At 46.7% G+C, this 21,520-nt stretch carries 12 protein-coding genes and 1 pseudogene; 5 read left to right on the top strand and 8 right to left on the bottom strand.

Annotated elements, in window-relative coordinates; all coding sequences use genetic code 11:
* Nucleotides 1-81: 81 nt before the first annotated feature.
* The 3 genes from yafC to VY86_RS19880 all read right to left on the bottom strand — a co-directional run bounded on the left by yafC (nucleotide 82) and on the right by VY86_RS19880 (nucleotide 3,626).
* Nucleotides 82-978, bottom strand: a complete 897-nt coding sequence (yafC, locus tag VY86_RS19890) for a DNA-binding transcriptional regulator YafC (RefSeq protein ID WP_046976253.1) — start codon at nucleotides 976-978, stop codon at nucleotides 82-84.
* 140 nt (nucleotides 979-1,118) lie between these two features.
* Entirely contained in the window at nucleotides 1,119-2,354 is a 1,236-nt protein-coding gene (locus VY86_RS19885) for an HlyD family secretion protein (protein WP_046976252.1), read from the bottom strand.
* A gap of 63 nt (nucleotides 2,355-2,417) precedes the next feature.
* Nucleotides 2,418-3,626 carry an ABC transporter permease gene (locus VY86_RS19880; protein WP_046976251.1) on the bottom strand — a complete coding sequence of 403 codons (1,209 nt, stop codon included), beginning with the start codon at nucleotides 3,624-3,626 and terminating at the stop codon, nucleotides 2,418-2,420.
* Nucleotides 3,627-4,069: 443 nt separating this feature from the next.
* Between VY86_RS19880 and VY86_RS19875 the strand changes: the two genes are divergently transcribed.
* Nucleotides 4,070-4,336, top strand: a complete 267-nt coding sequence (locus VY86_RS19875; protein WP_046976250.1) for a hypothetical protein — start codon at nucleotides 4,070-4,072, stop codon at nucleotides 4,334-4,336.
* 335 nt (nucleotides 4,337-4,671) lie between these two features.
* On the opposite strand, the gene VY86_RS19870 is transcribed toward VY86_RS19875, so the two are convergent.
* The 4 genes from VY86_RS19870 to VY86_RS19855 form a co-directional block, all read right to left on the bottom strand.
* A complete protein-coding gene (locus tag VY86_RS19870; RefSeq protein WP_046976996.1) occupies nucleotides 4,672-5,847 on the bottom strand; it encodes a DmpA family aminopeptidase in 1,176 nt (391 codons plus the stop codon).
* Nucleotides 5,848-5,939: 92 nt separating this feature from the next.
* Complete coding sequence (gene aptA / locus VY86_RS19865; protein ID WP_046976249.1) at nucleotides 5,940-7,271, bottom strand: omega-aminotransferase AptA; 1,332 nt, start codon at nucleotides 7,269-7,271, stop codon at nucleotides 5,940-5,942.
* Between the two features lie 78 nt (nucleotides 7,272-7,349).
* Nucleotides 7,350-7,688 carry a VOC family protein gene (locus VY86_RS19860; RefSeq protein WP_238591508.1) on the bottom strand — a complete coding sequence of 113 codons (339 nt, stop codon included), beginning with the start codon at nucleotides 7,686-7,688 and terminating at the stop codon, nucleotides 7,350-7,352.
* Between the two features lie 143 nt (nucleotides 7,689-7,831).
* On the bottom strand, nucleotides 7,832-8,710 hold the full coding sequence (locus tag VY86_RS19855) for a PhzF family phenazine biosynthesis protein (RefSeq protein WP_046976247.1): 879 nt from the start codon (nucleotides 8,708-8,710) through the stop codon (nucleotides 7,832-7,834).
* 301 nt (nucleotides 8,711-9,011) lie between these two features.
* On the opposite strand from VY86_RS19855, the gene VY86_RS19850 reads away from it, so the two are divergent.
* The 4 genes and pseudogenes from VY86_RS19850 (at nucleotide 9,012) to VY86_RS19835 (ending at nucleotide 12,556) form a co-directional block, all read left to right on the top strand.
* Nucleotides 9,012-10,025 carry a glycoside hydrolase family 30 protein gene (locus tag VY86_RS19850; RefSeq protein WP_338012135.1) on the top strand — a complete coding sequence of 338 codons (1,014 nt, stop codon included), beginning with the start codon at nucleotides 9,012-9,014 and terminating at the stop codon, nucleotides 10,023-10,025.
* Nucleotides 10,024-10,302, top strand: a pseudogene (locus VY86_RS19845) (xylose isomerase); the annotation flags it as partial. The gene VY86_RS19850 and the pseudogene VY86_RS19845, both read left to right, overlap by 2 nt.
* A 266-nt stretch (nucleotides 10,303-10,568) precedes the next feature.
* On the top strand, nucleotides 10,569-11,042 hold the full coding sequence (locus tag VY86_RS19840; RefSeq protein ID WP_046976245.1) for a hypothetical protein: 474 nt from the start codon (nucleotides 10,569-10,571) through the stop codon (nucleotides 11,040-11,042).
* 347 nt (nucleotides 11,043-11,389) lie between these two features.
* Entirely contained in the window at nucleotides 11,390-12,556 is a 1,167-nt protein-coding gene (locus VY86_RS19835) for a cupin domain-containing protein (RefSeq protein ID WP_046976244.1), read from the top strand.
* Nucleotides 12,557-12,632: 76 nt separating this feature from the next.
* Here VY86_RS19835 and mcf read toward each other — a convergent pair whose 3' ends face one another.
* A complete protein-coding gene (mcf, locus tag VY86_RS19830) occupies nucleotides 12,633-21,425 on the bottom strand; it encodes an insecticidal toxin MCF (protein ID WP_046976243.1) in 8,793 nt (2,930 codons plus the stop codon).
* Between the last annotated feature and the right edge of the window lie 95 nt (nucleotides 21,426-21,520).

Raw genomic sequence — 21,520 nt, 5'->3', positions numbered from 1 at the left:
GACCCCTTCCCACTCTTTTAGAGTGGGAAAATTGTTTTTAATAAACTCGGTAATCCCCAATCTTTGGAGAGTGATATTTACTCATTTAAACGCTGTTTTTACATATTCATTCAGAAAATCAATAAATGCTCTGATTCGAGTGCTTACAGCCTGATCACTGTAATATACAGCATTGAAAGGCATCGCGACGGATAAACGTTTTTCAGCCAGTAGTTCAACAAGTTCACCGCTGGCAATCTCCTTATCAATCATATAATCAGACAGACACGCGATACCATTACCTGTTACACATAGTTGTTTAAGGGTTTCACCATTGTTAGAAGAAAGTCCCACTGTTATTTCATGTAGTTGTCCGTCCTGACAAGCTATCGGCCATGTATTAAGTGATACCGGTTCGGTAAAACCAAGACAAATATGGTTTTTCAACTCATCAATGCATTGCGGTATGCCATATTTTTTCAGATATTCAGGAGAGGCGACGATTTTTCGGTAGCTGGAAAAAAGTGATCTGGCTCGTAGACTGGAGTCGGTTAAGTTGCCTGCACGAATGGCAATATCCACTTTGCGCTCAATCAGATTGATATAAGTTTCCGAAGAAATCAATGATAACGTTATTTCTGGGTAGCGTTCGCGAAAAGGTTTAATCAGTGGTATCAGTAAATGTAATACTACTGGTGTTGCAGCATCAATACGCAATAAACCACTTGGTATGTGTTTAGATTCCATAAGCTCAGTTTCAGCGGCGGCCATTTCTTGTAGTACATGCTGAACTCGGCGGAAATAACGCTTACCTTCTTCGGTTAGACTAAGCTGGCGAGTTGTGCGATTGAGCAGGCTCACACCTAGTTTCTCTTCAAGTTTTTTTATAGAACGGCTCACGGCGGAGTTTGCTAATTGCAGATGTTCCGCCGCACGACTGAAACTCTCGTTTTCCACGACTGACACGAAAATTGTCAGTTCTTCTGAATTTGCTTTCATTGTTGCTTATATTGTAAAAGAGTGTTGATGTTTTAAACATTTTTGTTATCAAACCATTTTTTCATACTAAATGCTATCAGTAAACGTTTGCTATGAAAATAATCAAGACTAAAGCGTTTATATATCTCGAATTATGGTTTTCAACGAGGTAGTGCGATAAATCCCTCTTCCAGTCCATGGACCTCCATACCTTCCGGCATAGCCTCTTTAACAGTTACTTGGCAAGGCACAGCTTGACGTTTTAAATCCGGGCGCCAATTTACTATTAATTGTCCATCGCTATCGTGAGTTAGTGCTGCTTCTGGTACAACAATTCCCTGTTCATTACGGTAAATAACAATATTGACTTTGGCACTCATACCCGGTCTTACGGGATAACCCTGGCTCATGGATGAAGTCACTTTAATCACAACATCATAATAAATTGCCGATCCGGGTTTGTCCGTATTCACGCTTTGCATAGCAATGGTTTCAATTTCTCCTTCCAGAGGGTGTTCAGAAAATCCCTCCCCACTAATTTTTACTGCCTGCCCTTCTTTGAGTTTGGCGAGATCGGCTTCTTCAACCTGTGCCAGTACCTGATATTGTGTTGTGTCCATAATTTCCAGTAAGGGCATTCCTTCGGTAACACGAACTCCTGTTTGAATCGTTAAAAGCTTCTTATTTTCTCCCTGTGATGCCCTAAGCACGACACCTGAAAATGGCGCTTTGATTTCTTTATGCAAGTATTGTTCCTGTAGCGCCTGATAGCGGCTTGTTGCATTCTGAAGCTCCATCTTTGCGACATTTAAATTATTAAGACTTCCTTTTTGCCTAATGGACGTAAGATCGTCCTGTGCTGAAGCAAGCTCCATTAGTTGCCGGCGAAGTTGCTGTTGGAGAGTTTCCACTTCCATTTGTGGAATGATACCCCGGGAAAAAAGAGCCTGTGTTTTTGCGAGATTATTTTTCAATTCCATAACCATATGGTTGGCATTTTCGACGTTTCTTCTAGCCCGAATGACTTCCTGGCTGTTTTCCCAGTTATGCAATTGGTCAACGGCAGATGAGGCCTTGATCATCTCAACTTGCGCTTGCCTAAGTTCAATATCAAGCTTTCGGGTATCAAGCGTAACTAATGTCTGGTCAGCTTGCACCCGCTGTCCTTCTTTGACCAAGACTTGCTTGATAATGGCATCAAATGGCGCGGGGATGGTTTCAAGACGCCCAGATTGCAACTTGCCAACCAGACCTAGTTGTTTTTCTACAAGACGGTGTTTTACTTCAATCCACTGCACTGATTCTTGAGCTGGCGATTGCTCTGAGGACAAAAAGGCAAAAAAGCAGGCTACTACGACAAGTATGCCAGCTATGGTCCATCGATAACGTTTAATCATTGAGTGTTATCTCCCAACTTCCAGTGTAGTGCCAAGAGCTTGATTTTTTTCTGTTCAAATTTCTTAATCATCACGTAATGCCTGTACGGGTTCCATTTGTGAAGCTTTATGTGCAGGATGAAAGCCGGAGATAAGTCCTGCCACAATTGAACTACCTATCCCTAAAGGAATAGATAAAGGGGCTAGAGAAAATGACCAGCCAGAATAAAGAACAAAAAGAAAAGAGACGATGATACCTGCCAGTGTACCGAGTATTGCGCCGGCTAAAGTCAGTGCTGCCGCTTCATACAAAAAAAGGCACCGGATATCATGGGGCCTTGCGCCTAAAGCCATACGCAACCCAATCTCTTTTCGTCGAGCCGAAACGTTCATGAGCATGACATTTGAAATTGCAATGCCGCCAGTGAGTAGCGAAATACCCGCTAACCCAATCAACATAAAAGAAAAGGTTTTGCTTTGATCTGCCTGCCCTTTCAGTAGTTGTTGAGCTACCCGAACATCAATTTCAACCGTTGGAAACTTGCGTTTGAGCAACGCCAATAAATCCTTCGCATCGGTTTCTGTGGTGGCGGTCGTTATGGTGCGAGCGATGATGCCGTTCAGATCAGTATTGGGTGATATTTTACGCATGGCATTTATAGGGGCAATCACTACCGAATCCAGAGAAAAAGGAAAGATGGGGTTTTGCCCTTTTATATCGAAAATGCCAATCACTGTGTATAAATAATTGCCAATCTGAATCTGCTCACCGAGTATACGAGATGGGTTCCCTTGACCAAGGGTGACGGCTACTTCATTGCCAATGACCAGATAAGGAGAGTGCTGATCATAATCAGAGATAAATCGGCCATGACTAAGTCGCAATTGCATAACTTTCTCAAGGTCCGCAGAGGATCCTATCATGGTAAATGTTTCTGTTTTCCCGTTATAGCGCCCGGGAGAAGGATAGTAGATCCAAGGTGCTGCTGAAGATAAACCAGGAATAGCCGTTATCAGGTCGGCCATTTTAACTGACGTACCATCAACCTCATGATCATTGGAGTTCAGGTCTGCTGTAATGACGTTGATATCAAGTCCGCTGAACATCTTCAACGCAGCAAGTGTGGCGTTATGCCCGGTATTAACAAATGCCACAATAGACGCGCAACCAATAGCAATACCCGATAAAGCAAGCAGAGTACTTCTCCCCGTTGCCATTAAGTTACGCCAGGCTTCTCTCCATATCATTAATGCTGACATGCCATAATTGCCGGACTGACTATTATCATGCATGGATTGCCATCCCTTTGGTTTCATGCAATTGACCATCAATTATACGTAATTCACGCTACAAGTAGAATTTATAATAACCATTGTTTTTTATAATTTCTCCGCTTTAATATTTATCAGAATAAATAACCTCTTATAAAAATAACTGACTTCTGCTAACATTAAGAAATTAATAATTTAACCTCCTCAAATGTATATAATGGTAGTGCATTACGTTGTAATTTAAAATAAACTATTTTCTTTGTGTGATTAATAACGTTATCATGATTTGTCATAAATTATTATAATGGAAGTTAAGTTTCTAATCTAGGGTGAAATATATAGTTGATTTCTAAATTTTAAAGTTATAACATTATCTGGTGATGATTTAGCATGCATTATCACATGTAATTTTATAAGTGATACATTTAAATTGCAAATTCTAAAACTATTAAAGGAGAATTGTTATGTTTAAGAAATTATTAACAGTTGGTACATTAGTAGCAGGTATTGCATTAACCGGAGGAATTGGGGTTGCATCGGCAAATGTAGATTTTTCTTATAATACATGTAAAGATAAGGCTCCGCACTGGGACAGCGGTAAATATACTAGATATGTTGTTAAAGATCGTTATAGGTTTGATAATGTATTTAGTGATTCAACTGGAAAATGGTATTTTAAAGGTTATAAATATACAGGAAAGTGTTATATCGCTAAATATGAAGCCGCATAAATATCTGGCTTGAAGATAGTATCCCTTCTTCTTTGAAGAGGGGTTTTTACTACAGTCCGCTGACAAACCCCGTTTAAAATAATGGGGTTTTTGCTTTTATCATGAATAATAATATTTACTGCATTCAAGATACTGATTGCAGTGCATTATATTGCAATTATTATATGAAACCGTGAATTACTTGTTTATGTAACTAATAACAACATATTCCCCTAAAGAAATCCAGATTATGGGCGTTAATCACCACATTAAGCATTACAGAATATCTTGGCCCAGCAAAGGTATCTGCTGAACCAAGCACCTTTAGTCAAAGTCGGTAGCTCGTTTCTTTTTAATCAGATAACACTAAGTACATTATATTTTTTTAATATTTCTTTAACTTTATCCTTAGGGATAGAATACGAAGTATTACCATTTCTCCCAACCATTTTTTTGGCTGCAATCATGGCATTAATTATTGCTTCTTCTGTTGCATTGATTGTTGCCTCATACAAAGGATCTAGTTTGTCATTTGGCAGTATTTTTATTGTTCTTACATCCTCTCTGGAAAACACATCATTATTTGCAGTTGAAAATGCAATAAATATCTCACCACTGGTATTCCTGGCTACACCACCTACCTTTGCAAGCCCAAGAGATACTCTTTTGGCTATTTTTTCTAATTGGTGAGGAGCTAATGGCGCATCTGTGGCCACCACTGCTATTATAGAACCGGCATCCTTTATTTTTTTCTTGTCTCCATGATATATCGGCTTGAGATCCTGTATTTCTTTACCAACCGGAATCCCCGCAATAATTAAGTCATCCCTATCACCAAAGTTGCCTTGGACAAGAACGCCAATAGTATATCCTCCATCTTCTTTATCCAGAATTCTTGATGAAGTACCTGTGCCCCCTTTAAACTTAAAAAGGTTCATTCCAGTTCCCCCACCGACATTACCTTCTTCTATCGCTCCTGATTTAGCACTATTTAACGCATTATATACATGTTCTTTCTTTACATGCATACCGTTTATATCATTTAATATTCCATCCCACGTTTCTGCAACCACAGGTAATAACCAAAATAAATCGTCTTTTAGTGGTGATGTTAGATTATTATCAATCATCCAACTAATTGTTGAGTCTCTAACAACACCAACACTGTGAGTGTTGGTTATCAATATTGGTGTTTCCAAAAAGCCACTTTCTTTGACCCATTGATTGCCTGTCATATCTCCATTTCCATTTAAAGAGAATGTACTCGAAAATACAGGGCTAAATTTCTTTCCTCTTGGCAATATAGCTGTCACGCCTGTTCTTATTGGACCTTTCCCAACTTCTAGCTTTCCATCGCCTTCTATTATGGTTGAATAGCCAACTTCTACACCACTAACATCTGTAATCGTATTATATTTCCCCGTTACTCCAGAGAAAGGAATGCCTAAATCCCTTGCTCTAATCTCATTAGCTAAAGTATTAGAGGATATCATTGTTGATATAGATAAGATTATAATACTCAATATTTTCATAAATACTCCTTGTTTATCACAAGTAACGATACTTGTATATTTACCAAACTCATGATCGTTAATAAGTACGATCATGAGTTCCTTCCTTATCCTTAGCTAATGTGATGCAATGTTTCGCCGACAGCGTCAAAGAGACGATCCAAATCTGCCCTTTCCGCGTTGAACATAGGTCCGAATTGCAGCGTATTACCGCTAAAACGTACATAAAAACCCGCTTTCCAAAGCGCGATACTGGCATCAAAAGGACGTATGGCGGTATCACCGTCACGGGCAGCCAACTCAATTGCTCCCACCAAGCCACAGTTGCGGATGTCAGTCACGTTTGGACAGTTTTTAAGGGCATGAAGAGCCGTTTCGAAATGAGGGGCAAGCTCGGCTGAACGTTGGATAAGATGGTCTTTATCCAGCAGATCCAAGGTTGCTAACCCGGCGGCACAGGCTACAGGGTGTGCCGAATAGGTATGACCATGATTAAATTCCACAAGGTGTTCTGGCAATGGCTGAGACATAAAGGTCTCATAAATTTCACTGCTTGCCACTACGCCTCCCAGAGGAATGGCGCCATTGGTAATTTGTTTGGCAAAGTTAAGAATATCTGGCGTCACACCAAAATATTCAGCACCGGTCCAGCGCCCCATGCGACCAAAGCCGGTAATAACCTCGTCAAAAATCAACAAAATATTATGCTGATCGCAAATTTCACGCAGACGCTGTAGATACCCTTTAGGCGGAATAATCGCACCAGCGGAACCACACACCGGTTCGATAATAACCGCCGCGATGTTTGAAGCATCATGCAGTTCGATCAATTTGAGCATCTCATTGGCCAACTCCACACCGCCGGTTTCCGCCATGCCTGGCGTGAACGCCATATCGGTTTGTAGCGTATGGGGTAAGTGATCGACATCCATCAATTGTCCGAACATTTTGCGATTACTACCAATTCCCCCCAAACTAGTACCAGCAACATTGACACCATGATAGCCAAGTACACGACCAATCAGCTTAGTTTTTGCCGGCTGGCCTTTCACACGCCAGTAGGCGCGCGCCATTTTGACAGCGGTGTCTGTAGATTCAGAACCTGAGCTGGTGAAAAAGACGTGATTAAGATCACCAGGTGTCAAATTGGCAATTTTTTCTGCCAGTTGAAACGACAAGGGATGACCGAACTGAAAGCCTGGTGAGTAATCAAGTGTACTCAATTGAGTAGCGACTGCTTTCTGAATTTCTGTTCGGGTATGACCCGCTCCACAGGTCCAAAGACCAGACAGGCTGTCATAAATCTGGCGCCCTTTATCGTCCTTCAGCCACTGCCCTTCGGCAGCAACGATAAGACGCGGATCGCGGTGGAAATTTCGGTTAGCACTGAATGGCATCCAGTGAGATTTCAGGTTTAACGATTCAGAAAAACGGGTCTCAGACATAGTTAACTTCCTCTCACAAAAGTAAAATTTGAGTTTAGTTCAACCTCCAATTTTTGCCAACAATAATTCTCCGATTTGTTATGTAGATATATCATGGCTTAACATGTAATTACCCCGTAAACCAATCAAGTTGCCAAATGGGTCTTCCACTTGACACATCCCCAGACCGTCTTCAATAGCCATTGGACCTCGATACAGATTGGCACCAAGCTGCTGAAAATGTTCAATTGCATCTTTAAGGTCAGGAACAGACCAATACATTACCGTACCTTTTTTACCTGCTCCTACTTTGTCATCAGCTTGCACTATTTCCAGCGAAAATCCGTTGATTTTTAGAACTGTAAAATCGAATTCTTCCAGATATACACTTCGAGCTTCTGGAAAAGCTTTTTTGTACCAATCAAGCCCTGCTTTCACATTGGGGACATGAATTAATAAAGCTATCGGCTTCAGATTGCATCTCCTTGTCGTTAAGTAACGCTATCTATAAAAATATAGGGTGGAAAAACCACCCTATGTGAACTCAATATCAGAGCTAACAACCTTTATATCCTGTGGTTCTAATAAAAAATAGTACCATTAATGCAAGTCACCGCGCTGCCACCGACAAAAATCTTACCGTCAGAGTGACTAAGCTGTAGACGTCCTTGACGGCCAAGTTTTTTTCCCTGTGATGAATGAACAATTTTATCGTTAATCATAGCGATTTTGTGGTAACGCATGAATGCAGCAACACTGCCGTTTCCACTGCCGCATACAGGATCTTCATTCACACCACATGAAGGCGCGAAAGAGCGCACTTCAATATCGGCTTCTCCCCCTTCCTGATAGGAGCCATAGAGACAAATCCCAGTGATGTTCATTTGAATGTCGTGCTCATGCAGCTTGGTATAATCAGGTTCCGCTGCCAGAACGGCTTCTGCTCCTGTGGTATGGGCGACAATCCAGCGAGCTCCAACGTCAATAAGTGCAGGGGCCAACGTGCGATCTAGCTGACAACCGAGAATGCTTTCGAGGCGATCTGTTTGCCCGGCACTGAGCGGTGTGATGGTCGGTTCTGGTAGTTCAAAGGTGATTGTTGTATGACCTTCTTGTGTTTCTGTCACGTTCAGTGTAATTAATCCCGCCTCACATTCCTGAATCAGTTGTCCCCTGCTCACCTGAATTAAGCCGGCTTCAAGAAGAGCATATGCGGTACCTATCGTAGGATGACCGGCAAAAGGGAGTTCACTGCCAGGTGTAAAAATCCGTACACGGTAATCTGCTAATAGGTTTTCTGCGGGGAGGACAAATGTAGTTTCTGAAAAATTGGTCCAGTTAGCAATATCCTGCATCTGTATCGGTGAGAGTTCCCTGGCATCCATGACAACGGCAACGGGATTTCCCTTGAAAGGCTGGTGAGTGAATACATCAACCTGCTTAAATGGTACGAAAGACATAAAATTTCCTTATATAGTGCCAAATTTGTAAGTGTGTCAGGGAATGATATTAAGAGCTGAAAATATGGCAAAATGGTAGTTTGATGTCAAACAATCCATCATTATTATTAACGCAGTGGTTTATAATAAAAGAACAACATCAATATAAAAATATGTGATGGAACTCAAAAAAATGAATTAAGTTAAACTGTTTGTGAAATAACATAATATGAATTTTAATTCAATTATGCTTAATTCATTGCAATAAATTAATGTGCTTATGGAAAACTCTCTGATATTTAATAAAAGCAGGATATAAAACATGATTAAATTTATTTATACAAATGATAAAGAAAAATGGAAAGAAGAATCATCGATCACAAGAACGAATAAAAAAGCCAATTTAATTATCACCAACAAACGAGGTCGAAAACTAGACGGATTTGGTGGTTGCTTTAATGAACTTGGGATGAAGGCTTTACTCGATCTGGATAAAGAAAATAGAAAAATTGTTTTAGATAAATTATTTTCGCCGGATGGAGAATGTAAATTTACATTAGCCAGAATGCCTATTGGCGCCAGTGATTACGCTGTTTCTTGGTATAGTTTAAATGATATTGAAGATGATTATAGTATGGCATATTTCTCAATCCAAAGAGATAAAAGTCTGCTTATCCCCTATATAAAAGAAGCTTTAAACAGACAACCAAATTTAAAAATATCGGCTTCACCATGGAGCCCTCCTGTATGGCTTAAAACTCATCAAGTATATAATTTTGGCAAACTAAAGAGTGACGCTCAAAGCCAGGATGCATATGCTTTATATTTCACAAAATTCGTCGAATCTTATCATAAAGAAGGAATTTCAATTGCTCAAGTCCATATCCAGAATGAAGTCGCGGCAGATCAAAAATTTCCTTCTTGTGTATGGAGCGGCGAGCAATTAAGAGATTTCATAAAAGAACACCTCGGTCCAAAATTTGAAAAAAATAATATCAAGACTGAGATTTGGTTAGGTACCATTAATTCACCTGAATTCTTTAAAGAAGTCGGTCAGGATTATGATAATTACACAAACTGTGTATTGCGTGATGAAGACGCCTATAGATATGTGAAAGGTGTTGGTTATCAATGGCAAGGGAAAAATGCTATTCAAAGAACAGTACAAAGCTATCCAGAATTAAAATATTATCAAACTGAAAATGAATGCGGTGATGGTAATAATAGCTGGGAATATGCCCATTATGTATTTACACTTTTCAGGCATTATTTAACCAATGGGGCTAATGGTTATTTGTATTGGAATATGCTATTGCATTCAGGTGGAGAATATTGATGTTTATGATCTATTTTATGGACATATTGGTGCAATTGATACCATGGCTTTATCTTTAAAAAATGCAGTGAAAATGTTGTTGGATGGCAAATTAGATAAATATATCGCTCAACGTTATTCTGGCTGGAATAGTGAATTAGGTAAAAATATTCTTAAACGAAAAATGACACTGGATGAAGTGGCCCGTTACGCAGAAAAACTAACACAAGAACCTAAGCATCAAAGTGGGCAGCAGGAATTACTGGAAAATCTTGTTAATCGCTATATTTATGGCTAAAGCAATTCAATTGCTCTGCCATTTAATTAAAAAACTTACTTATTATATGAAAGACACTTGGGAATAAATAATCATGCAGTTGTCATTATAATTATCGAAAAACACACGATTAGCTTTGTTAAGTGACATTCTTATGATTTGTCAGAAAAATAAAAGAAAATAGGGGTGTTGCCATATGGTTTCTTTAATATAAAGAAGAAATCGATATTTGATTCTGTATATTGATCAATATTTTTAGTCGTATTTTTTAACATGGGGAAATTAATATGCCAAATAATCGTGTAACTTATCGGGCTGATACTCGTCCACCTGAACAAATATTTAATACGGGATTTCTTCCCCGCTTCCCTGGAGGCGTGAAAATCCAAGAGGGAGGGCAAATGATAGGTGGAATATCAACATCGAAAGAGCTTTCTATCGCAATGAACTATGCTGCGCTATATGAAGGCTATGTATATGCAGTCAGAGCTAACGGTGTTGATTTATTGGAGTATTTTGTCAGAATAAATGCACCTTCTGGGGTAATAAGGAATGCGACAACGCAAATGGAAATAGCTTGTGAAAGGATTTTGGCAAAAGATGTGCTGGCCGCACGGAAAGTGCTTATTTCAGGAAATAAAAGGGTCTTCTCTGGGGAACTTTACATCAATCCCCTTGCTGCTGAAGCACCGGAACTTCAAATTATCAGAATGTTAATGTCTTCAGATATTGCTGTTTGTGAACCTTCATTTCATTCCTAATGATAAATTTTACGAATGCAATATTCTAACATTAAAGAAATTTAATGCGGACATTTGATAATGAATTATGTCAACTTTTTCGACAGGTGAATTTTGTCCAGAAATTTACGGTCTGAAATGTATTTGCAAGAGCGAGACCGTAAATTTCTATTCAAATTTCTTTACTGTTCCTCACCGGGTAACACAAATAAGCTTTTTTTCCTCATCTTAAAGTCCATTCTTTACTATTATTAATAAGTCACCTTTGATTTTTCCCTCTCGTGACAACGATTAATTTAAAAAAATCAGATTGATATACATCAGCTTGCAACCACTCTTGCAGGTATCTATTATTTGGAGAAAGCAATATGTTCTCGCGTCGTGATATTTTGAAGGCATCCGCAGTTAGCGCGGCAGCAGCCAGCGTTATGGGCAGTATGATTAAATCCGCTGTTGCTGATGACCAACGTAATCTTGTCTCACCTGACAATAAATTGCCAGGAAATGCCAAAAGCTTATATAAATATAAATTCACAAACAGTAAAAAACGTGTATTGGAATATGGATGGGCACGCGAAGCCACGATAGAGCAATTCCCGATATCTAAAGGTATTGCTGGTGTTGATATGAAGCTTGAACCTGGTGGTGTACGTGAACTCCATTGGCATGCTGTTGCCGCTGAATGGGCATTTATGCTTGAAGGCCATGCACGTATTACTATTATCGATCCGGAGGGCAAATGTGAAGTGGCAGATTTTGGCCCCGGTGATGTGTGGTATTTTCCTAAAGGGCATGGTCATTCTATTCAAGCGCTTGAAGATGGCGCACATTTTGTGCTGACTTTCGATGACGGACACTTCTCAGAATTTGGAACTTTCAGTATCACTGATTGGGTGACGCATATACCGAAAGAAGTGCTTGAAAAGAGCGTTAACATGCCGGCAGAGGTTTTTTCTAAAATCAAACAGGGAGAAGCTTATATAGTCGGTGGTGCTATCCCGCCAAAACTGCCCCTGCCGGTTGACGACGGAGGGCTGAATAATGCACCACTCACCCACCGGTATGAGCTCATGAAGAAAAAACCATTCTTCGAAAACGATGCAGGGAGTATTCATAAGGTGTCATCGCTGGAGTTTCCCATTTCTACAACTATTACCGGCATTATAGAGATCATCAAACCTGGCGCAGTACGCGAGTTACATTGGCATCCTAATGCCAATGAGTGGCAATACTACATTTCAGGCAAAGGGCGTATGACGGTATTTGGTTCCCACGGACACGCACAAACCGAGAAATATGAACCGACCGACGTCGGTTATGTGCCACAAGGATTTGGTCACTATATCGAGAATATAGGGAATGAGGATCTTAAAGTGCTTGTTGTGCTGGATAACGGCATCTACCAAGATATTTCACTATCCGATTGGTTAGCTAAAACGCCATCTTATCTGCTGGCGGATAATTTCAACAATCAGATTGCCGATTGGGTAGACCGTCCCAAGGATAAGCTGGTTATATCGCGCCGCAGGACTTGATATATCCCTCATCGAAGAGACAGGAGGGGTTTTACGCCCCTCCTGTAGTTTCTCCTGCTAGCTCAAGACAATGAAGCTACTGGGTGGCCCAAGATAGTTCGAACAAGCCATCCTTGGCTGCTCCCATCCTAGCAAAGCTCTTGACCAAGTGATCAACGCTGATCACGGCCGATGAACCTGCCAGCTCGATTTGCAAATGCCGGTGCGTTTCCGCTTGGCTACCGAATACCTTGCGCATCACCAGGGCCGTTCCATTGGTTGAGTCGGTCAGCATCAGGTCATCCTCGTGGCGGCTGACGAGAATTTTTTCCGCATCGGTCATCAGCATGATCAAGCGGTCCAGGACTTGGCCGGGGTCATCGTTGTCAATGACGATCGTGCGGTAGTGTGACCACATCGCCTGGCTGAGGCGGTAGGTATCGTCATCAGCGCCGCCATGCAGTACCACGCTGTCAACACCGACGATCAGCGGTGGGGTCATATCGTCCTGGTCCCACCCGCCCCGAAGCAATAGTGACGAACCAATGCGCTCGACACTGGTGTAATGGTTTATCTTCTGCTCACCGCCGTCCCTGACCCAGTACAGCGTCTGGTCCGTTGGGCTGTACACATACGCCCCCTTCTTACCGACGGCAACGCCAATGAAACGTAGGTTGTCCGCGGCAGGGATACCACCAAGGGAGAACATCTGACCACTGCCGACATCGAACCAGCCTTGTATGTCATCGCCTTGTAAAGTCAGCACGCCTTTGGTATGCCACTGACCAGCGACCTTAGCAAGTGCCTGTGGCAGATGGGTGAGGTTGTCCTGTTGCCAACCTTTGTCGACGGCAACCAACTGCAATTTGCCGCCATTGGTTCGCAGCAGGATCTCGCCCTTGACGGTGGTCAGACGCAGTCCAACATCGACTTGCTCCGCCGCTTTGAGGTGCAGTTCAGGCATCAGCTCACTGGCAGCGGGAAGTTGCGCCGAGGCGTCAAGTACTTCGTCGGTACCGAACGCGGCAGCCAGCGCATCAGCAGTCATAGGTGGTTGACGATACAACTTGCCGTTGGCAGGTTCGAACAGTCGCGCGCTGGAGCCATCCGCTTCAAAACCTAAGAATTGTAAATGCTTGTCTTGCAGGGAAGCCACAACCACCTGACCATTGTGGTACCACACCGGCAGCACGCTCTTGCCGTCGGCGCCCTTGACTCCGAACACGGCCAGGGTGGCACTGAAGCCGGTAACATCGGCCAAGTCCTTCCACCAGTGGGTATGTCTCTTGAGCCAATGCTCGTTGACCGCTGCGTAGCTAAGCTGTCCCAGTGCATCAAGCCGGGCAACACACCCATCCTCGGTCATTGCAATCAGATGACCGTTCACATTGATCACGTTAGCCAAGGCTGGCGTGGTGACCCGCAAGGCGCTCGGCTGATTGGCGTCGAGTACCGTCTGCCCAGGTCCTTCCTGGCGGAACAGGGCCTTTTGCTCCTTGCTGTAGAAGAAAAATACTTCCTTGTCACCGGGTTGCGGTATGCTCCCTGCCAACACCAAGTCAGCCGGGATTTGCCAGGCACTGCGGGTCTGCTCATGCTCTTCGAAGTGCCGGGTCTGATCCGTCGGTAGTGCCAGATTCGGCTTAATTAGCGTTCCGTCACTGGTGCGTATCCAGTAGCGGTGCGGCACGTCAGCTGCATCCACGCCGAACACCGTGACCAGCGCCGCACTGGTCGGCTTGATCAGCCGTGCACCCAGCGTATACATCGGAGTCACACGTTGGGTACTATTGCTTTTGTAGCCTTGGAGTATGGTCTTGAGCTCATCACCATGCCGACCGGTACGTGCCGAAAGCTGGAGCAGCGCATCATCACCCACCACACTAACCAACTCCATTCGGTCACCGAGGATCCGATAGCTTAGCTCAGACTCCCTCTCCTTTAGCTGATAACGGCGCGCCAGGTAGACCGCATCTCCCTCCTGCCAGAACCGGCTGATATTGCCAGCGTTCCGGTTGAACCACGGCTCAAACTGCGCGTCGATCTGTCCGGTGGCGATGTCTACCCGCCACGCCACCACGTTATCGGCATCGTAGAAATAGGCATGGTCGCCAATCACTGCTCCCAGTTGGGCATGCTTAGCCTGCTCTTGGCTGGTGTCGGTGAACAGCATGCGATCCTTGGCTACATCGTAGAACGCTCGGCCGATATCTCGCCCATCGTGGCGATAGTTCTCGACCACTACATACTGTCCGTGTAGCTGATGTGCCTTAGCCAGTTCGCTTAGGTGCTGCTCGATTTGCTGCTGCTTACTCGCATCTACAGCCACCACTTTGGGGGGCTGGCTGGGCTGGCCGGTGAAATCGACTTCGCGCACCTCACCCTTGCCGTTGACCACCGATACCGGCCTGTTCTGGGCCGAATCGAGCTTTACCACAACCCCGCCAACCTCCAGCTGGTTCTCCGACACGCTGATGCTGTCGTTGTCAAGCTGGCTGCTATCGATGATCCAGTGCGACAACTCACTGGAGGCATCGTTCGTGAGCTTAACTCTGGCACCTTCGTTAAGGCCGATCTGGTACTTACCACCTGCACCCTTGATCTCGTAATGCAGGTAGTCATGCAGCTCCTTGGGCAGCTCGGGCACCACCAGTTGCCAGTTGCGCTGATCGAGCACCACCTCGATCGGGGTGTCGACGTACTCATGACGAATCCTGCGGATTGTCTCTTCACCCGGAAAGATATAGAAGTCGTAGTCAAACCGTTTGTCTTCCTCAAGCCTGCGGATCACGTCGAAGCCAGTGTCGTGGCGTGTGGTGGCTCCAGGTAACAACATGTATTCGTAGCTGATGTAGGACTTGGGCGTGCCCGGCAGGATCACAACATTGCTGTCGCTGTGCTCAAGAGGTCGGGAGGCGTCCTTGTAACCAATGCCGCTGCGCACCTCGATCGCCTGACTACGGTCATGGACCATTCGCGGAAAGTCACCGGCCCAGAAGAAGTAATTAATTTTCCCTGAACCAGTAGAGCCCGAATGGGTGCGGTAAATGTACTGGCTGTCGAAGCTGATCTGGCTATTGCGCAAATCGAGGCTCTTAACTACCGCCCCAGCAAGGGGTACTAGCACCTTGTTCTTGTCGTCATAACGATAGCCGTTGCCTTTGTACGCCTTGTCGACCATGTCGAAATAACGACCCACCGCCTTAGCATCCTCGGCGACCGCACCAAAGGCCTGCGCCAGTGCCGTAAAGCCTACTGCGAGACCGCCCAGAATCACCCCCCCGGCACCGAGCACAGCACTCGCTGTCGAAGCACCGACTAACCCTGCCCCCACCCCGGCTACGCCGGTGACGAAGCTAGCCGAGTCGAACGCCAGCTGAGTACCGAACACCGCCTTCTGCACATCGTTCTCGGCATGGGCCAACTCATAGGCGTCCAAACCGACCATGGCTCCGCCAAACAACAAGCCAGCGCCTTCGTTGACGGTGTGGCCCAGGTTTGAAGCAAAGTCCTTGAACGAGGTTCCGGCAGCCACCACTTCGCCACGCAGCGCCGTGCGCACCAGTGCGGTGATCTTAACCACATCCTGCATACCACCGTGAGCCATCTGGACAAAGTTGAGGTAGCTGTGGACCTTGAGCGCGGTGGCTAGATCAGGCGAAACCACTCCGCTTGCCGCATCGTGACGGTTCTTGTCAGCAAACCATTGGATCAGCGTCTGGACTGCAAACCCGGCGTTCAACCCGTCCACTGGCGCGGCCTCGCCAACCTCACCGCGAGGCCGCATTCGACCGTGCTCCAGGGTAAAGCGCTCGTTCAGCACACTCATGTGCTTATCGACGAAGCGCCGGAATTCGACAAAGGTGCTATCGTTGGTGTCCAGACTGCGGGTCTGCTCGGGATGGTCACGGTTGATGAACTGGATTTGGTAGCGACCTTCCCCCAGGTCTTTGGTTGTGGCGATGATCGGTAGCCAGTGGTTGTCCAGTTGGTACTTTTGCGCCAGCCGGGTACTGGCGGCTTCGAACCGTGCGCCCCATTGCTCGGCGTCAAAGGTCTTCAGCGCGGTGCCCAGTTGCAAGTCTTCCGTGACCCGCTCCTGTGTACTCACCGTCTGCTCGACCTGACGCCGTTGCCCGATGACACTAGCCAGTTCCTCGAACCGGGTCAGATCGGCCACGTTCAAGCCATTGCTCACGGGTACCTCAGCCATCTTGCCGGTATCGATCTCAATCAGGTTGAAGGCCGGCGCCGAGTTACTGCCGAATAAACCGTAGTGTGCGGTCAGATTACTCTCCACCAAGTGCTGCTCCATGGCCCTGAACAGGCTTTTGGGGTTGTCGAAGGCAAAGATCCCAACGTTCGGGTCATAGAAGTAGTAGCGACGGCCTTTGGTTGTGACAGCTCTTCCTACCATCATCGAGTGATTCTGGGTATTGAGCGCGAACATCGAGGTGCTGGTCGTTGTGTCCAGTCGCGATACCACTTCGGACAAATTGAACTGGCCCAGATCCGTGGAGGCTTGCACGGCTTCGACATTGGCGTGCAGCCTGAGCAGGCTATTCTTGAGCAGCGTGGAGCTGCCCGCTTGCGGGTCGGCGGAGGCGAAGAACAGCTTTTGCACCAGGCTGTCGATGCCGGCTTCTCCGCCACTGGCTAATGCCACGGCCATGGTCCTGACCAAAGGGTAGCAACGGCCCCCGGATTGGTCACCAATCAACGACAGGTAAAAGTCTTGTGGCACCAGGCGTTCGAAGACACTGCCGGCGTCATGAAAGTTTTCGCTAAACACCGCGGTCTGCCGCAGGACCTTGTCAATGTACTCGGCCTGGCTGGTTTCGGTGATGCGACCGCTCAAGGCGCCCCGTTGTTCGTCGGTGAGTTTTTCCTCAAGAAACAGGCGCTTCATCTCTAGGGCCGACATTTTGTCATCTACCCCAGGGATCTTGATCTCACGGAAATTGCGCAAACCATCTCTGAACCCGGTGCCCTGTTTTCCGCGCTGATAGGCTTCGGAGGCCGCATAACGTTCGCCCATGCTACTGGTGTGTTCCTCGCCCTGAATGGCCGTATCGTCAATCCGTACCACCGCTGCGCTGCCGTCTTTGGCCTTGATCTGTTGCCAGAGCCAGGTATTTTCGACAGCGACAGCTTCACGCAATACCGGATCGTACTGCGCCCTGTAGTAGTCTTGTGTAAGATTGAGTTGCTTGATCTGTTGGTCGATCAAGGCTGTATCGCTTGAGGTGTGTCGTGCTTCCTGAAGCTGGTAGCGCTTGCCCTCCATCTGGTCTATGTCGGTTTTGACTTTAGCCTGAACCGCTTCGCGCAACCGGCTCCATGCAGCGATCGCCGGATGCTCGGGAGAAAACGCGCCCTCTGTATAGACACCGTCGGCAACCCCTTCGACCGACACCCCAAACTGCGTCGCTACCTTCTTCAATTGTTGGTGAACCTGCTCACAGTAAGTGGCGAATTCGGCCTGTTTGCGCTCCATCACCTGACTGCCGGCGTCCTGGATCGAGAGCGACTCCGCACCATCGCGCAGTTTCAGCCAAATCCGCTGTCCGTCTCGTTGATATTCTTGGCGCTGGAACACCAGTTGCCATTTGTCATTGACGAACTGCATGTACGCCGCAGCAAGGCCCTCGACGGTACCGGATACTTGGTAATCTTTGTAGTCGACCGCCATCACTACGTTGTCGTACAGCAGCGAGCTGTTGATCCGGCCATCGTGGTAAACTCGGTAGGTATTGGCGTCGAGATTGGTCACTACCAGTGAGCTACCCGACAACGTACCGGTGAAAAGAAAGCTGCCCGGTGCTGTCTTCTTAGGTATGTCCACATAAGCGGGCACCGAATTGGCCTGATTTGGACCGCTGTAGCCGAGGAAATGCGCCGGCACACTTGTTGCAGAAGATATGTGATTGGCGTTTTTCTCGGTGTATTCCAGCTCGTACAGGTTGGGCGCAACTTTCACCAACTGGGCATTACCCTTTGCCGGTAGGCGGCCCGACTTGACCAGCACTTCGGCACTGAGGGTATGGGTTTTGGCAAACAGTGCAGGATCGACGATAAACTGATGGATGTCGGCGCTGCCTTGACGGGACTCAAATCCATCACCTACAGACGCCAGCCCGGCCTTGAGTTCAAGATCCTTGACCGCCTGCCCCAGCAGCGCCGGGCTTGGACCAAATCGGGTAAAACGTGGTGGATGGAACTCGTCCGCCTCTGGCAAGCCCTGATTGATGATCGGCAAGACTCGTGCCATAACGCCATCATACAGTTCACCCTGTAACGTCCTCTTACTGCCTTCAGCACGGTACTTGTCGAACATATCCAACATGTTCTCTCCGATACTGCCCTTATCTTTAGCCTTAACCTTCGGCTCGTAACGTGCAGCAACGTAGAAGGTTTCAAAGAACGAGTGGTAGCCGTTACGGATCATGAAGGCCGCATTGGCCATCTGGAACTGCCAGTATTCCTTGACGCTCAACGTTTTACCGAACAATTCCGGCAAGGCATTGCTGACGGTCTGGGTGGTCCCGGAAATCCCCCCCACGAACGGAATGTCCAGGTCATTCATGTAGCCTGTGGCTTTATTATTGGGATCCGGGCGGAACTGGTTGTAGCTGCGGTACTTGTCGTCCTTGATTAGGTACGAACCATCGTGATATGCCTGCTCCTCAGGGTTAGCATTAAGGATCAGATATGGGTCGGGCTGACTCAGCCGGTTATTGATTATGACCTTGTCGGCACCCAGCTTGGCATGTGGATTGACCGGGACTGCGGCCTTGGAAAGGCTATCGGCTACCGGTCGTAAGGCATGGAACAAAACCTGTTTGCGCAGGTTCCTGCCCTCATTGCTCAACAGTGCCTCCTTAACCACCGGACGTAGTGGCCCATCGGCGCTCTCAAGGCCCTGGTGACCGGTCAACAACAGGTTGAGCAACTTGCTGTCCAGCGAGCGCTCAACCGCGGCCTTATCGAAGACCTGTATTTTCGGGTTGTTTGGATGCTTCTCTTCATTGGCCTTGGCGACCCGCTGGGCTTCCTCTTCGACGGCCCGAGTGTGCCATTGTTCGTACAACGGCGCCAGCAGTCCCTTGGCCTGGGCGATGTCACTTTGCACATAGCCACTTTGCAGGACCTTGTCCACGGCCTGGTTCTCCACCAGTTTCATTGCCAGCTTGAACAGCAGCCGGTCATTATCGGTGCTCTGCCAGACCGAAGCGGCAAACGCCTGTTCCCACAGCACCTTGTTCAGGTTATTGCCCTTGATATCGCGCATGTTGTCACGGGGGTACTCTGGTGCCAACATCCCTGCGGGGGTGATGTGGTTGCGTTCGAGCAAACGTACCAGCTGCTGCTCAAACACCGTGCGCTCGCTGCTGCCTTCGAACAGGCGACTGACCTTCGTACCGCCGTCACGCAGTTGTTCCAGCTTCTCGAAAAATGCGGCGTTGTATTGATACAGTGCTTCAGTCTGCGCCTTGCTCAAGTGACTGCTGCTGACCTTGTCGCCGTCAACGCTCATCACCCCAAAGGGCGTCGCGGACAGGTAATCGTTGTCTTGAGGCATTTCCAGCAAGTACTGGCGACCGGCAAAACCAACCGAACGTTCCAGCTCATGGATATTGACGAAAAGCCCGTCACGGTCTGGGTGGTAACTGCTCTGGCGAAATCCCTCCAGGCCGATAGTCTGGAAGCTTGTGATATCAGCATTCTGGTTGATCAGGTCACTCAAGGCACTTGCCAATGGCACCTCACGGGTGATGGTAGTATTCGGAGCCTGGCCGGACACTTGAATCCCAACTTGGTTCGGCACCTTGCGGTCAACGTTGGTCAGCAGCATTTTGTGACCGTTACCCAGTAACTGCGCCTTGAAACCTTCGCGCAAGGTGCTTTCAGAAACTAGGTGGTTGGCGAAGTACTTCTCGACGAATTTGGTTTTGACCAGTACCGAGCGAATTGGCGTATAGGTCGGCGAGCGAAAGGATGGCGGCTCACTCTTAAGCCGGTATTGTTGTTGCCAGGCCAGAGAGCGGGCGGCGGTACCGAAGGAGAAGTTGAGTACCCCGTCCGTCGGCACAACCAGCCTGCCGTTCTCCAGGAAGAAGTCTTTAAAGCGGCCATCGGTGCTGGCATTAACCAACGCGACGTTCATGCGGATGTAACCGGGACGCTCCTCCATCATCAGCAGTGAAATATTTACCGGCAGATCATCGGAAGCCCGAGGAACCTTGATCAGCGCGCCGAGAGCCGCGGCCTCTTCCGCAGTGGATGCCTTGAGCAAGGCATTGTAGCGGGTATTGACCTCCTTGTAGGCCTGTAGCTCGGAAAACAGCGTCACGTATTCTTGATTAAACGTGGAATCGGCCACCTGTGTGGTCAGTTGCTGTTCCAGATGTCTGATCTTGGTATCCAGCTTGGTCTGCTTGTCCGCCGCGTTTTCCCGCAGGGTCGTCGCATTCAGGGTCTTGGAATCTCCGGAATTGAGCATGGCCAAAGCTTTGCCCCAAGTGCTGTCAAAGTGCATTATGGCCGTCTGCTGGCGGCGGTATAACCGGATGTCGCGATCCAGTTGCTGTTTGTAGGCGTTGATCGCCGGCGTGCCGGGCACATCCTTCATCTGTTGCCGTCTTTGCTTTAACGTCTGCAACTGATCGTCGACAGTAATGGGGTTGTCCTGCATCTGAAAATACTGGGCAGCCAGTACACTCAGGGTGCTCTGCTGTATTTTCTGTAGCCGCTCGTCTACCTGCCTGATGTAGTCGGTACGCTCGTTGCCGTTCATGTTGAACCATTCGGTCTGACGACCCGCCGTCTTGATCTGCCGATCGATCAGGGTATTGAGCAGGCGCGTGAAGTCTTTGGATATAAGAGCCATTATTATCTCCTTTATTTTTCGTTTATATTGCAGAACACATAAATAGTAACTATAGGATATAATCAACATGTCATATATTTATATATTAATTATTA

Origin of the sequence: Photorhabdus thracensis (assembly GCF_001010285.1) — a bacterium.
Taxonomy (GTDB): domain Bacteria; phylum Pseudomonadota; class Gammaproteobacteria; order Enterobacterales; family Enterobacteriaceae; genus Photorhabdus; species Photorhabdus temperata.
This window is presented reverse-complemented; position numbering and strand designations above follow the sequence as displayed.

Coding starts and splice junctions, on each gene's coding strand:
- VY86_RS19880 (WP_046976251.1), bottom strand. CDS start 3,626: ATGCATGATAATAGTCAGTCCGGCAATTATGGCATGTCAGCATTAATG.
- VY86_RS19835 (WP_046976244.1), top strand. CDS start 11,390: ATGTTCTCGCGTCGTGATATTTTGAAGGCATCCGCAGTTAGCGCGGCA.
- VY86_RS19855 (WP_046976247.1), bottom strand. CDS start 8,710: ATGTCTTTCGTACCATTTAAGCAGGTTGATGTATTCACTCACCAGCCT.
- VY86_RS19840 (WP_046976245.1), top strand. CDS start 10,569: ATGCCAAATAATCGTGTAACTTATCGGGCTGATACTCGTCCACCTGAA.
- VY86_RS19850 (WP_338012135.1), top strand. CDS start 9,012: ATGATTAAATTTATTTATACAAATGATAAAGAAAAATGGAAAGAAGAA.
- VY86_RS19875 (WP_046976250.1), top strand. CDS start 4,070: ATGTTTAAGAAATTATTAACAGTTGGTACATTAGTAGCAGGTATTGCA.
- yafC (WP_046976253.1), bottom strand. CDS start 978: ATGAAAGCAAATTCAGAAGAACTGACAATTTTCGTGTCAGTCGTGGAA.
- mcf (WP_046976243.1), bottom strand. CDS start 21,425: ATGGCTCTTATATCCAAAGACTTCACGCGCCTGCTCAATACCCTGATC.
- aptA (WP_046976249.1), bottom strand. CDS start 7,271: ATGTCTGAGACCCGTTTTTCTGAATCGTTAAACCTGAAATCTCACTGG.
- VY86_RS19870 (WP_046976996.1), bottom strand. CDS start 5,847: ATGAAAATATTGAGTATTATAATCTTATCTATATCAACAATGATATCC.
- VY86_RS19885 (WP_046976252.1), bottom strand. CDS start 2,354: ATGATTAAACGTTATCGATGGACCATAGCTGGCATACTTGTCGTAGTA.